Here is a 13,847-nt window from a genome sequence, read left to right as displayed (position 1 = left end):
TAAATGTAACATATATGACACCTCCCTGCAACGTCAAATCCCGTCCTTTGCAACCGGAAACAACATACACATATATTTATTATGGAGACTATTTATTTATGCATTATCATCTTCCTCTTTGTACTAGCTGTTTTCGATCTGATAGTCGGAGTCAGTAACGATGCAGTCAACTTTTTGAACTCGGCGGTAGGCGCCAAGGCCGCTTCGTTCAAAACCATCCTGTTCATAGCCGGCATCGGCATTTTCATCGGCGCCTCCCTGTCCAACGGAATGATGGACATCGCTCGTCACGGCATCTACCAACCAGAGCACTTCTACTTTGCCGAAATCATGTGCATTCTGCTAGCCGTCATGCTGACCGACGTAGTACTGTTGGACGTCTTTAACTCTATGGGGATGCCCACCTCCACCACCGTATCATTAGTCTTTGAGCTACTCGGAGGAACGTTCGCCCTTTCCCTCATCAAAGTACACAATAGCGACACCCTTGCTTTGGGAGACCTCATCAACACCGACAAAGCCCTCTCCGTCATTATGGCGATCTTCGTCTCCGTCGCTATCGCCTTCTTCTTCGGAATGCTTGTACAGTGGCTTGCCCGTGTGATCTTCACCTTCAACTATACGAAAAAGATGAAATACAGCATCGCCCTCTTTGGAGGAGTAGCCACTACTGCCATCATCTACTTCATGCTCATCAAAGGACTGAAAGACAGCTCCTTCATGACTCCCGAAAACAAACACTGGATACAAGACAACACCCTGATGCTAATCACCGTTTTCTTTGTATTCTCCACCGTACTGATGCAAATCCTTCACTGGATGAAAATCAATGTTTTCAAAGTCGTCGTACTGATGGGAACCTTCGCCCTTGCCCTTGCTTTTGCCGGTAACGACCTTGTCAACTTTATCGGTGTTCCCCTCGCAGGTTTCTCCTCTTTTATGGACTATACCGCCAATGGAGCAGGAAATCCGAACGGCTTCCTGATGACCTCTTTGCTGGGCCCCGCTAAAACCCCGTGGTATTTTCTTATCGGAGCCGGAGCCGTCATGGTCTACGCCCTTTGCACCTCTAAAAAAGCACACGCCGTAATAAAAACATCTGTCGACCTTTCCCGTCAAGATGAAGGAGAAGAAGCATTCGGAAGCACCCCGATCGCCCGCACAGTAGTCCGCATCAGTATGACACTTGCCAACGGAATCTCCCGAATAATGCCGGACGGCAGCAAAAAATGGTTTGACTCCCGCTTCCGCAAAGACGAAGCAATCATAGCCGACGGAGCCGCTTTCGACCTTGTCCGCGCTTCTGTCAACCTGGTATTGGCCGGCCTGCTCATCGCCTTGGGAACCTCCCTGAAACTTCCCCTTTCCACCACTTACGTAACCTTTATGGTAGCTATGGGTACTTCCCTGGCCGACCGCGCCTGGGGGCGTGATTCAGCCGTTTACCGTATCACCGGCGTATTAAGCGTCATCGGAGGCTGGTTCATCACTGCCGGAGCCGCCTTCACCATCTGTTTCTTCGTAGCTCTCGTACTCCATTATGGAGGCAACATCTCAATCATCGCCCTCATCGGTATAGCTGTATTCATCTTGATCCGTAGTCAGGTGATGTACAAGAAACGCAAAGCGAAAGAACAAGGTAACGAAACGCTGAAACAACTGATGCAAGCCACAGACAGTACAGAAGCCCTGCAACTGATGCGTAAGCACACCCGCGAAGAACTTTCCAAAGTATTGGAATACGCAGAAACAAATTTCGAACTGACTGTCACTTCATTCCTTCATGAAAATCTGCGAGGATTACGTCGCGCCATGGGGTCCACTAAATTTGAGAAACAGCTCATCAAACAGATGAAACGTTCGGGCACCGTCGCTATGTGCCGTCTCGATAATAACACCGTACTCGAAAAAGGACTTTATTACTATCAAGGCAACGACTTCGCCAGCGAATTGGTCTACAGTATTTCCCGCCTCTGTGAACCTTGCCTCGAACATACCGACAACAATTTCAACCCATTGGATGCCATTCAGAAAGGCGAATTCAGCGATGTGACCGAAGATATCACCTATCTGATTCAGCAGTGTCGTAAGAAAATGGAAAACAACGAGTACAATGACCTCGAAGAAGAAATCCGTCGTGCCAACGACCTCAACGGACAACTTTCAGTATTGAAACGTAAGGAACTGCAACGTATTCAAAGCCAATCAGGAAGCATCCGGGTGAGCATGGTGTATCTCACGATGGTTCAGGAAGCACAGAATGTAGTCACTTACACCATCAATTTGATGAAAGTAAGCCGTAAATTCCAGATGGAAACAGAAATGCCGTAAGGACAAAAAAACAAGGATTGTCCACTGAAAAATGGACGAATCATAATCTGCAAGGAAAGGACTGTTTGATAAACCCTGTTTACATAAGTAAAGGGTGTCAAACAGTCCTTTCTTTTTCAGAAATAGGTTTAAAAAAAGCTCTACTCTTTAGTATTTGATCTGGTAAAATTGTATATTTATAGTCGATAAGATAATTGAGACGATTTTAGATGCAATGATATAAAAACGAAATGAATGAAATATCAGTTAGAAATAACCACTTTACTGGTTCCTGTCAATGTGCATCAACTGTTTGAGAAATGTGAATGGCCTGAACTAAACTGTTTTGACAGAGAAATGGTTGAAGGCTATTTCTCTGATTTGGTGAATGGCATTCAAACCGATGAGGCTTTGGACGATTGGACGCTGACCGTTGTCCTTTATATCGGCACTTATTTGGGAGCCAGCCATATCAGTATCTGGAAACATGGAATCACCGATACGGCAACTAAAGAAAAAGTGTTAACGATAGGTATACCTCTTCCTTGTAGTAAAACCGTCCGTTGGGGGGTGAAGAAGAAAGAACGTTTTACCGGTAAAACACCGGATGAAAGTTATAGGAGGAATAACAGGCTGCTTCCCGTCTACTTTGCAAAATATGATAATATGGAAACCTATATAGAAGATAATATTCGGATAGCCCTTTTGAACCTGTTTGAAGTCGGTTTTACCCTGAAAGGATATAAAGTAAAGAAGCGGTAATAGTAGCCAAATCGTAAAATAAAATCAATTTTAGTGGCATAGACAAGGGACTAACATAGCTATGTGCTACCGTAAAGAGTCGTCGATTATTGAATTTAGACTCTTTGCGGCAGCTCTGTTTTTCTACTTTTCTATGAAAGTGTTCAAAGAATGAGGTTGCAAGGTTACATTCAAATAGCGAGTACCTAATTTCACAGTAAGCTCTTTGGCTTCTTCGTTGAAATTACCGGCTATCACCACCTGTTTCTTTTGTGGAGTCATGACGATCATTACCGGCATCTTATCTCCTCTATCTTTATATGCCAGCACTTTCGAGCCGGGTGTTACATAATGGCTGTAATGTTTTACCGCATAATATTCGGGAGTGTAGGTCGCAGTCCCTGTCTTTGAATCCACATGAATCAAAGCATTCTGTTTCCATCCCCATCCGCTGAAACCTCCGTCGTACAAAATAGCATTCCAGAAAGTATATTCTTCACAACCATTACCCAGATAATGATTCACTAGTCCGAAAGTGTGTTCGGCTGCTTTCCAGTCGAAAGAGCCCCAACCACATTCGCTTTCCGTTTGCACGTACTTGTATTGCGGATATTTGGCGCGGAGTTTGGGTAAAATCTGTCCGCCTTCCCATTGGAAGCCGACTCCTTCTATTGTTTCCGGCATTCGTGGGTCGGAAAGCACCTGATCGATCACCTCATAACGGTTGGTGTTGATTGTTCCTAAATATAACTTTACTTCCGGATGCTGCTTTTTCAGAGTAGGAGCGAGGTACTCTGCATTGAAACGGATAATACCTTCTGCCGTCCAGGCACAACCCGGATAGTTGGTGTAGCTCCATGACTCATTTTGGAACATAATCATGGAGATGGGGATGCCTTGTTCCTTGTAAGCATCGATGAATTTACAGAAATAGTTTGCATAGGTTTGCAGATAACGTGGATCCTGAATAAAGTAATCATTTACAGCCAACTGCTGTGGAAATACCTGTGTGTTCTTTTCTTTACTATCCTCATAAAGTGCTACATCAGACAGAGGCGACATCTGATTTTGATTACGGTCACTGCGAACTGAATAGTAGTGATTGATTTTCATCCAGGAAGGAGGCGACCATGGCGACATCCAGAAAGTCATATCCGGATTATACTGTTGTGCAGCTTTGATAAAAGGTATCAACGTTGTTTTATCCCGATTGATATTGAAATGCTTCAATTGGAAGTCACCGGATACTTCATCGCAACTGTACCAGTCGCGGGCGTAGTCGTTGGCATTCATGGAGAAGCGTCCCATGGTAAACTTCAGATCTCCTCCGGGAGCAAACAACTGTTGAAGAACAATCTCCTGTTGCTTCCGTGGAAGCATGTTGAGTGCATCCCATCCGAGTTCATTAAAGCATGTTCCCCAAGCTTTGAAGACAGTTCCATTCTCCGAACCGTTGACCTCGAGTAGGGGAGTGCACCCGGTATTTGTCTGCAACTTGACTTTAGACTGTTGCCATGTGTTATTTTCCGTACTGCTAATCCATTCATAGGATTGCGCACTCATAGTCCCCATTGACAGCACAATGGATAAACTACTTAATAAGGTGGTTTTCTTAATCATGTTTCTCCTGTTCTTATATTTTTTATATTACTGTTTAAACAATCTCATGCAGTACATTCAACTGTGTATCCTTAATCAAGATTGATTTATTAATAAGTCTCTATGACAATAGCCGCTTCCGGCAATCCTTTTGCTGAAACAGTAAGAGTGATCGTCCCTTTTTCTGCATTTGGCTGAACGATAGCAATTGCTTTTCCCCGAAACGTTTTCGGCTTTAAGGAACGAAAGCTTTTCATATCATCCGCACTTCCATTACCTGCGGCAATGACGGACCCTTTTCCGGTAGATTTAATTTCCAAAGGAATGGAACAGTCAGGTATTAACTTTCCATCTTTATCCAATATTTCAACCTTTATATATGAAAGGTCATTTTTATCTGCCTTTATTTTCATACGATCGGCTGTCAAATGTATCATTGCCGGAATTCCGGTTGTGTAAAGTTCAGTCGATGTCGTTTCTTTCTTTCCCTTCAAGTTGACAGCCTTCAGTTGTCCCGGTTCATAGGGAACCTCGAAAGAAGCCGTATAGGTATCGGGATTGACTTCTTTTTCTCCCAATAACCTGTCATTCAAATAAAGTCTTACTTTAGGGGAACGACTATACACATGTACTGCCATCGTTTTGCCTTCGTATCCTTTCCAGTTCCAACTAAGGAATTCGTTTTTCCATCCCCAGTAGTTGATATCTTCTCTTTTCCCTTTGGCTACGGGAGGTTGTACTGCTAATGAAATATCACGTCTTTTCCAAAGAATGTCGCGATAATAAGATTGCGGTTTCTTGTCTCCGCAGAAGTCAATGTCACCACACCATGCATTATACCACGGCCATCCCATAAACTGCGGACTGTGTTCTCCCGGAGCAAGTTCGAGAGTATGTGCCAGACCGGCTTCACCCAGATAGTCGAGGGCAGTCCAGACAAAATCTCCAATCAGATAGGAATTCTTGTCGATCAGGTTCCAGTTCTGTGCTGCTTCTTTGGGCACCGATTCACTGCCGTACATAATCCGTTGCGGGAATCGTGCGTGATCTTTTTCATATTCCTTCCATTGATAATTGTAACCGGAGATATCCAGGTTCCGGAAAGCCCTTTCCGAATCCTTCTCCCAACTGAAATCTCTTCTGTCCCAAAACGAGTTAACAGCAGCGGTAGTGGCGCGGCTTGTATCATATCGGTGAATGGTTGCAATTAGTTTCCGGGCTATGATCTCTCCAGTGGGTTCGTCGGCGCGTTCAGCTATTTCATTGCCAATACTCCACATGATAATAGAAGGATGGTTTCTGTCTCTGCGCACCATGGTAGCTATATCGTGTTCACTCCATTCATCGAAGAATTGGTGATAATCTTGCGGGCGTTTTGCTTGTTGCCATTGATCGAATACTTCATCAATCACTAGCAATCCCAGTCGGTCACATGCCTGTAGAAAATATTCCGACGGTAAGTTGTGCGAGCATCTGACTGCATTGAAACCATTTGCTTTCATTAGCTCTACTTTGCGTTCTTCTGCCCTGTTGATAGCTACGGCACCTAATAAACCATTGTCATGATGCAAACAACCACCTTTTAATTTCAGCGGTTTCCCATTTAATAGAAATCCTTTTTCTGCGGAGAATTCGACGGTTCGTATTCCGAAAGGAACGGTTATTTCATCAGATAGCTTCTTAGATTTCAAGGATAGATGTGCGGTATATAAACTAGGAGTATCTACCGACCATAATTCCGGCTTTTTTATATCAAAAGTGAGGGAAATGGGGATATTGGTTTCACCGGATATATTGACTGGTTGAGTAGTGGAATAAACCTCTTCCCCTTGTGGGGAAAATATCTGAATCTTCAGATGGGCGGTCACTTTTTCTTTGCCGGAGTTATGTAGAATGGAGTGAAGATCAACCGTTGCTTTTTTACCTTCTACTTTGGAAGCATCTATAAAAGTGTCCCATTCGTCCAAATGTACTTTGTCCGTTTTCATTAGCCATACGTGCCGGTAAATGCCGGAACCGGCATACCACCGACTGTTCAGACCTTCATTCACCACTTTGACGGCTATTATATTCCGAATGCCGGGAGCGTTGCAGTATGGATGGATGTCGATTTTGAAAGGGATATATCCATAAGGATTAAAACAGGCTTTCTGCCCGTTTATCCAGACTTCTGTTTGGTTATAAGCTCCTTCAAAATAAAGGGAAATAATCTTATTGGCATCTTCCGGCTGTATGGTGAATTCTTTTCTATACCATCCTTCACCTCCTACGGTTTGTCCGGTATCTGCCCCGCCTACGCTCATGCGTGAAAAAGGACCGATTGTTATACCTTCTCTTTGTACGGGCACAGGATCCATGCTCCAGTCATGAGGTAAATCGAGTATCCTCCATTGAGCGTCCTTGAAAGATGTCTGTTCGGCATTGGCAATGCAACCCCGGTAAAACTTCCAGTTCTCATTTATGCTGACTTTACGTTCCGATGCGGAACTTTCAGCAATAAAGCAGGGTATTAACACTAAAAGAGCGAGTAGCCTTACAGAAGATTCGAAGTAGTTATTCATCATTTCCTATTCTTTGTTTAATAATGGGCAAAGATAGGAGCGTGACAGGTGATGTGAGGAATAGAAATGTAACAAGATGCTGCAACAAATGTATCAAACTTCCTTTTCATAGGGATTAAACTTGCTTGTTCCGGCAGGAAAACGTATCTTTGTTAGTAAGAAAACTATAACCGCAAGTTCTGATTATAAAACCGGAACTTTTGATTATGTAATCAGAAGTTTCAGTTATAAAACCGGAACTTGCGGTTTTAGTTTGCCCTAAGGGAAAAATAACTTTTCCTTTAGGGGAGAACAAGTTTTCTACCTATAGCGAGTAAGTTTTCTATTAGTAATCAATATTTCAAATAAACTTTAGTATTATGGCAATGTATATAATGGAAGAAATGCCCGATATTCATGGAACGGGCGAACAGGTACTTTATCCGCGGTTTGCAATGATGGAACAGGTATCTACCGAGGATTTGATACGTCAGATAGCATCCAGCAGTGGTTTTAACGTCGGAGATGTGGAAGGCGTAATTACACAGATAGGTATTGAGATGGCACATCAGATGGCAGAAGGCAAGTCTGTGAAGCTGGATGGCATCGGAACATTCTCTCCTTCGTTGGCGTTATGCAAAGATAAAGAACGCGAAAAGGCCGGAGAGGGTGAAACCCATCGTAACGCACGAAGCATTGTGGTGGGAAACGTGAACTTTCGTGTAGACAGGAAGATGATGAGGCGTATCAATGGAAGATGTCTGCTGGAAAGGGCTCCGTGGAAGTCGCAACGTTCTTCACAGAAGTATACACCGGAGCAACGACTTGCATTGGCTGTTAGATATCTGGAGGAACATCCTTTTCTGACGGTCTACGAATACCGGAAACTGACAGGTTTGCTGCGTACAGCGGCTACCAATGAATTACGCCAGTGGGCGTATACACCCGGTTCCGGCATCGGGATTGATGGCAGAGGAACACATCGGGTGTATATAAAGAAAACATAATTCATTATATTTGTATGATGATATGTTGAGATTTGGAATAAAGAGCATTGGGGGGAATTGCGGTGAGGGCGCTTTTCTTCAGGGACATGCTTGAGTGATAACTAAAATTAATAAAAATGGGGAATTTGATTTCATTTATGAAGGAAGTAGCTGAAGGGCTTCGAAAAAGTGGGAACTATGGAACTGCTCATGTTTACAGGAGTAGCATGAATGCTATCATTGCATTTAACGGGAGCAGGAATCTGCCATTCAAGAAAGTGAATCAGGAGTTTCTTAAAAGTTTTGAAACGTATTTGCGGGAAAAGGAGTGTAGCTGGAACACGGTTTCAACCTATATGCGTACGTTGAGAGCGGTATACAACCGTGCGGTCGACCGTCGGATGGCGTCTTATATACCGCATCATTTCCGGTATGTCTATACAGGGACGCGTGCCGATAGGAAGCGTGCACTGGAAAAGGAGGATATGGAACGGCTGATGAAAGAGCTTCCCAAACAAATTCATCAGGGAAGAGGAGAATTGCAACGTACGCGCGCGTACTTTTTCTTAATGTTCATGCTTCGTGGTATGCCGTTCGTAGATCTTGCGTATCTTAAAAAGCAGGATATAGTGGGGAATGTACTCACTTATCGTCGTAGAAAAACCGGAAGGCTTCTGACCGTGACGCTTCTGCCGGAAACTATGAAACTGATGAAAAAGTATATGAACACCGATTCTGCTTCTCCTTATCTTTTTCCCATACTGACTGGCAGAGAGAGTACGGAAGCTACCTACAGGGAATATCAGATAGCTTTGCGTAATTTTAACTATCAACTTCTGTTGCTGAAACAAGTACTTGCATTGACTTCTGATTTAAGCTCGTATACGGCTCGGCATACCTGGGCTACAATGGCATATTATTGCGAGATACATCCAGGCATTATTTCAGAGGCGATGGGGCATTCATCCATTATTGTCACAGAGACTTATCTAAAACCTTTTAAGAATAAGAAAATAGATGAAGCGAATGTGACGATTCTGTCTTCGCTGAAAAGGATCTATGCTTGTGGCAAGTAGCTGATTTTTAGTGCTGTTACTTTGTAGGTAACGGGAAGAAAAGACGCTGCAAATATGAGCATATTTCTTAAAACATCCAAACAAAATCGTACATTTTTTCTAATAAACTACTCAAAATAGGAATAAACACAGAAGAACACGTGGATTCTTTGTCTTAGAACTTTGTTAACGTCTAAATTTTGCAATAGATTTCCCGCCCCTCTACTTTTTCTCATAAGCAGGGGTAAGAAGATTCGTCATATATCGTATTATTTTCTAGTATAGACTACTCCAAAAGAGCAGGCACAAGGGTTTTCCCGTTACCTACAAAGTAACGGGAAGAGGGGGAGTGAAGCGAAATAAATCATGAATTAGTACAAACAAATTTTTTATTTATTAATTGTATAACATTTAATTTACTTTTATGAGAAAATGGACGTATTTAGTCGCAACCTTGCTCATGGCAGGTACGACGGCGACATTCACGGGATGTATTGATACCGATGAACCGGAAGGCATTGCAGAACTTAGGGGAGCAAAGTCTGAATTTATCAAAGCTCAAGCTGCAGTTGAGCTTGTAGAGGCTGAATTGAGAAAAGCACAGGTTGCAGAGCAAGAATTAGTTAATGCAGGTTTGGCACTTCAGAATAAGTCTGCAGAAATTGATTTGCAGTTGCATGAACTGGACATTCAAGTAAAGAAACTTTTGATTGAAAAGGAAGAAGCTGCTACTGCACAAGCAAAAGCTGAAGCGGAAGCTGCCATTGCAAAAGCTGAAGCTGACAAAACTAAGTGGGAAAATGAAAAGGCATTGATTGTTGAGCAGTATAAGGAAAAAATGCTTCTTGCCGAAACAGCCACTGCTAAAGCACAGGAAGCTTACAAACAAGCTATGGAACAGATTGAAGCTTCCAAGTTATTGCTGACAGATGAAGAACAAGCTCGTTTGAATGGTGTACAAGCGCAAGTTGCCTATGCAAAACAGGCAATGGACAAGGCAATGTATGGATATTCAACAACTGTTATCACTAGAATTCTATCATCGGTAGTTGCGAATTCCACTACTACTACAAATCCGGATGAAAGCACGGAGACTAATTCTTCTAAGACTAAGTATTATGTTTATCTTATTACTGAAGATCCTACCCAGTCTGTGGGTGGCTATAAAGCCGGTAGCTTGAAAAAACTTCAGGAACAATTAGCTAACTATTCTGATATAGTAGCTGATAATAATTTAGAAGCGGTCTTGGATAATGCACTGAAAAATGCAGAATTTGCTTTAGAGATGACGCAGGAGTATGCTGATAACTTGAAAGCTATCTTGGATAATGAGTATACTACTGTTGCAGATTGGGAAGCTGAAGTCAAGAAGCTGGAAGAAGAAATTGCTGCTGCAAAAGTTAAGGAACAACAGTATAATATTGAAAAAGGCAAGCTAGAAGTTGCTAATCCTAAACTGATATCTGACTTGGAAGCTACTAGCGATAAGTTGGAAACTGCTAAAAATAAACAGAACTCTGACAAGAACAAAGCTAAAACAGCTGCAGCTTATTCTAAGAAAGTAGAGGCTGAAGTAAAGAAGGGATTGAATGATGTAATACCTAGTGGAACAACTGTTGCTGGTTATAATTCTAGTACTGGTACTTTTGCCTATAATAAAGGTATACAAATTACTGAAGCACAAAGTCAGATTGATGGTTGGATTAAGCTGATTGATAAGGCTACTAAAGGTGTTGATTTGGAAAATATAGAATGGGCCAAACCACAATTGGCTACAGCTCTTGCAGCACAAAAAGAGGCAGAAGAGAACTATGCTACAGATTATAAAGCATGGGAAGATGCAATGGCAGCTTATGATGAAAGTCTGAAAATAGATTTGGAGAAATCAGAGGCAGCCGCTAATGCTGCAATAAAGAAATATAATGGACTTAAACCAGAAGATAGAAAAAAAGAAGCTAATATTGATGCTGTAGCTACGGCTTTAGTTGCATATTATAAGGATGCATTGGCTAAAGAAGCACAAGTAACTAAGGTAAGTGTAACAAAAGGAAATGACACGAAAAAAATCTCTGATTGGCTGATAGCAGACGCTGATAACTTTAAGAAAGTTGTTGGAGTAGATTTAGGCTTTATCACTTGGGATGCTGGTGACATTACTACTGCAAATGAAATTAGTAAAGAAAATATTGGAAAATTAATAGATGTAGAGCAAGATTCCAGTGTAAAGACTCCATTGGAAAAGTGGAAATCTGCTTCTTCTGCTGTATTTAGCGATAATTTCAATTCAGGTAATAATCCAAGAAGATTGCCTGTATCTAAGGACGAAGTAATAGCTGCCGCTGGTGGTAATCATGTAGATGCCTTGGAGAATGGTAATTATGGTTCTCTTGGTAAGATGATTTGGGCAACAGCAGAAACGGCTAGTCTACAAGCTATAATTGATCAGGTAGAAACTTATAAAGCTTTGAAAGAAGCATTTACTGCTCAAAAAGCTGTAGAACAGACTGTTCAAGATAAAGCAAATGCTGCTTTGGCGGATGCTGTAGATAAAGCTAAGAAAGCTAACGACGAAGCCCAGGCTGCTTATGATAAAGTCTTTAAAGAAGTAAATGATAATATTGTAACAGTACAAAAAGAATACGGCAATAATGAAATTATCAAAGGTAAGATTGAAACGGAAATCACTGTTTATTTGAATAATAACTTTACTAATGGTGATTTAGGTTCTTTGGAAGCTATCAAAAACTTGGTTAAGGAAGAACATATGATTGCTCTGGCAGATGTTACTGCCGCTAAGGCCGATGTTGCTAAAGCTAAGAGAAATATAGAGAAATTAGCAGCAGGTACTTATACTGATACAGATTATATTACTGAATCATTTGCAAATATTCAGGAAAATATCAAAGTAAAACAGGCTGAATATGATGCTGCCAAGGCAGATTATGATACTGCAAGCGCTCAGTTGAAAGCACTTCTTGCTATCTTCTTGAAATAATTTCCTAACTACGTAAAAGTAACAAGATGATAAAAAAACTATGCACATTACTTTTGCTGACCTGTATGACAGCTGCGCCTTCAATGGCGCAGCGTTACAGCAGCAGTGATGATGCGTCGTTTGCCCCGAAGAAAGGACAGTGGCAGGTTTCAGTCCTGCTTGGTAGCGGAAAGTTCTTTAACGAGAACACTTCTTATCTGCTTCCCAAGTTCTCCAATGACGGAGGAGTAGTCGGACTTCCCAATGGAGGAACGGATAACTCCGGCGATCTGAACCGCTATCTGAACATCGGGAGTCTGAATAATAATAGTCTGGTCAATATAGCTGGAATTGAAGGTAAGTATTTCGTGTCTGACAATTGGGATGTAAATTTCCAGTTCAGCATGAACGTCAGCCTCACTCCAAAGAAAGACTATGTAGAAGGAGACAACAGTGTACCCGACATGATTATCCCTGCGCAAAGTTATATCAATGCGCAGATGACCAACAACTGGTATGTATCTGTCGGTTCCAACTACTATTTCAAGACTCGCAACGAACGTATTCATCCGTATCTCGGAGGCGCACTCGGCTTCCAGATGGCACGCATTGAAACGACCGAACCATACACTGGAGACACCTATAAGGATAGTGACGACTCGGAAGAACTTCCGTCACAGGTCTATGTTTCCGGAAGTAAAGCCGGTCAGATGTACGGTTTCAAAGTAGCTGCCGTAGCAGGTATCGAGTATAGCATTGCTAAAGGTTTCGTTTTCGGTTTCGAAATGCACCCTCTGGCTTACCGCTATGACCTGATACAGATTTGTCCGAAAGGATTTGATAAATATAATGTCAGTCACCACAACATCAAGATATTTGAAATGCCTATGGTGAAACTGGGATTCAGATTCTAAGGATGAATGATTATACAAATGTATGAATGAAAAGAGAAAGCCGTTCAGCTGATAGTGCGGGCGGCTTTTCTTTTTTAAAGAAAAATGAAGAGCTTAATGAACAGATATGTGAAACTTTTATCTTTTCTTTCGGGAGTATGCTTGATAGCGGCTTGCACCGGGCATCAGATAAAAGGTTACGAGATTAACGGCAGTGCACCTTTGCCCGAATTCGAAGGAAAAATGGTTTATATGAAAGATGCTTCGAGCGGGCAGCCGGTAGATAGTGCAGAAATAATCCACGGAAAGTTTGCTTTTGCCGATACGGTGACTATTGTGTCGCCCGTAGTAAAAGTGCTTTCTATTCGTGCCAGCAAATCGGGACTGGAATACCGCCTCCCTGTCGTCATAGAAAATGGCAGTATCCAAGCCGATATTTCCGATGTGGTTTGTACGGGAGGAACAATGCTAAATGAACGGATGCAGGATTTTCTCATGGCTGTTGATGAATATTCCACAGCCTGCGAGAACAAACAAACGGAACAGATAAAATCCGGTTTTGCGGATTTATTGAAAAAATACATAGAAATCAATGATGACAATGCGGTAGGAGAATATATCCGGACTGCCTATCGTTCATCACTTTGATGCAATCAGATTGCTTTTAAGACTATAAACTAAATTTCCCACATAATAATATCCTCTCCAGATATTTCCTCCATATTTTTATAGAAGGGAGTGTTGCATAA

9 protein-coding genes are annotated in these 13,847 nt (G+C 42.1%); 7 read left to right on the top strand and 2 right to left on the bottom strand.

What is annotated here, in order from left to right:
* Positions 1-81 precede the first annotated feature (81 nt).
* Together AB3G73_RS10465 and imm9 are read left to right on the top strand one after the other, a co-directional pair.
* On the top strand, positions 82-2,331 hold the full coding sequence (locus AB3G73_RS10465; protein ID WP_148365046.1) for an inorganic phosphate transporter: 2,250 nt from the start codon (positions 82-84) through the stop codon (positions 2,329-2,331).
* A gap of 234 nt (positions 2,332-2,565) precedes the next feature.
* Entirely contained in the window at positions 2,566-3,072 is a 507-nt protein-coding gene (imm9, locus tag AB3G73_RS10460; RefSeq protein ID WP_148365045.1) for an Imm9 family immunity protein, read from the top strand.
* A 123-nt stretch (positions 3,073-3,195) separates the two neighbouring features.
* Here the strand turns inward: imm9 and AB3G73_RS10455 are convergent, their stop codons facing one another.
* Entirely contained in the window at positions 3,196-4,671 is a 1,476-nt protein-coding gene (locus AB3G73_RS10455) for a beta-glycosidase (protein WP_367744802.1), read from the bottom strand.
* An 89-nt stretch (positions 4,672-4,760) separates the two neighbouring features.
* Entirely contained in the window at positions 4,761-7,214 is a 2,454-nt protein-coding gene (locus AB3G73_RS10450; protein ID WP_367744800.1) for a glycoside hydrolase family 2 TIM barrel-domain containing protein, read from the bottom strand.
* 356 nt (positions 7,215-7,570) lie between these two features.
* On the opposite strand from AB3G73_RS10450, the gene AB3G73_RS10445 reads away from it, so the two are divergent.
* The 5 genes from AB3G73_RS10445 to AB3G73_RS10425 all read left to right on the top strand — a co-directional run bounded on the left by AB3G73_RS10445 (position 7,571) and on the right by AB3G73_RS10425 (position 13,746).
* Positions 7,571-8,197, top strand: coding sequence for an HU family DNA-binding protein (locus tag AB3G73_RS10445; protein WP_148365042.1), 627 nt, complete (start codon positions 7,571-7,573; stop codon positions 8,195-8,197).
* Positions 8,198-8,313: 116 nt separating this feature from the next.
* Positions 8,314-9,252: a site-specific integrase gene (locus AB3G73_RS10440; protein ID WP_148365041.1), complete on the top strand. Its 939-nt coding sequence runs from the start codon at positions 8,314-8,316 to the stop codon at positions 9,250-9,252.
* Positions 9,253-9,691: 439 nt separating this feature from the next.
* Positions 9,692-12,226, top strand: a complete 2,535-nt coding sequence (locus AB3G73_RS10435) for a hypothetical protein (protein WP_297284561.1) — start codon at positions 9,692-9,694, stop codon at positions 12,224-12,226.
* Between the two features lie 26 nt (positions 12,227-12,252).
* The gene (locus tag AB3G73_RS10430; protein WP_148365039.1) at positions 12,253-13,119 is read left to right on the top strand and encodes a BT1926 family outer membrane beta-barrel protein; all 867 of its coding nucleotides are present in this window, start codon (positions 12,253-12,255) and stop codon (positions 13,117-13,119) included.
* Positions 13,120-13,203: 84 nt separating this feature from the next.
* Positions 13,204-13,746 (top strand): DUF4369 domain-containing protein, encoded by a 543-nt coding sequence (locus tag AB3G73_RS10425; RefSeq protein WP_148365038.1) that lies wholly within the window; start codon positions 13,204-13,206, stop codon positions 13,744-13,746.
* Positions 13,747-13,847: the final 101 nt, after the last annotated feature.

Origin of the sequence: Bacteroides sp. L008 (genome assembly GCF_040812255.1) — a bacterium.
In the GTDB taxonomy this organism is placed as follows: domain Bacteria; phylum Bacteroidota; class Bacteroidia; order Bacteroidales; family Bacteroidaceae; genus Bacteroides; species Bacteroides vicugnae.
The sequence above is the reverse complement of the archived record's forward strand: the minus strand, read 5'-3'. Positions and strand labels throughout refer to the sequence as shown.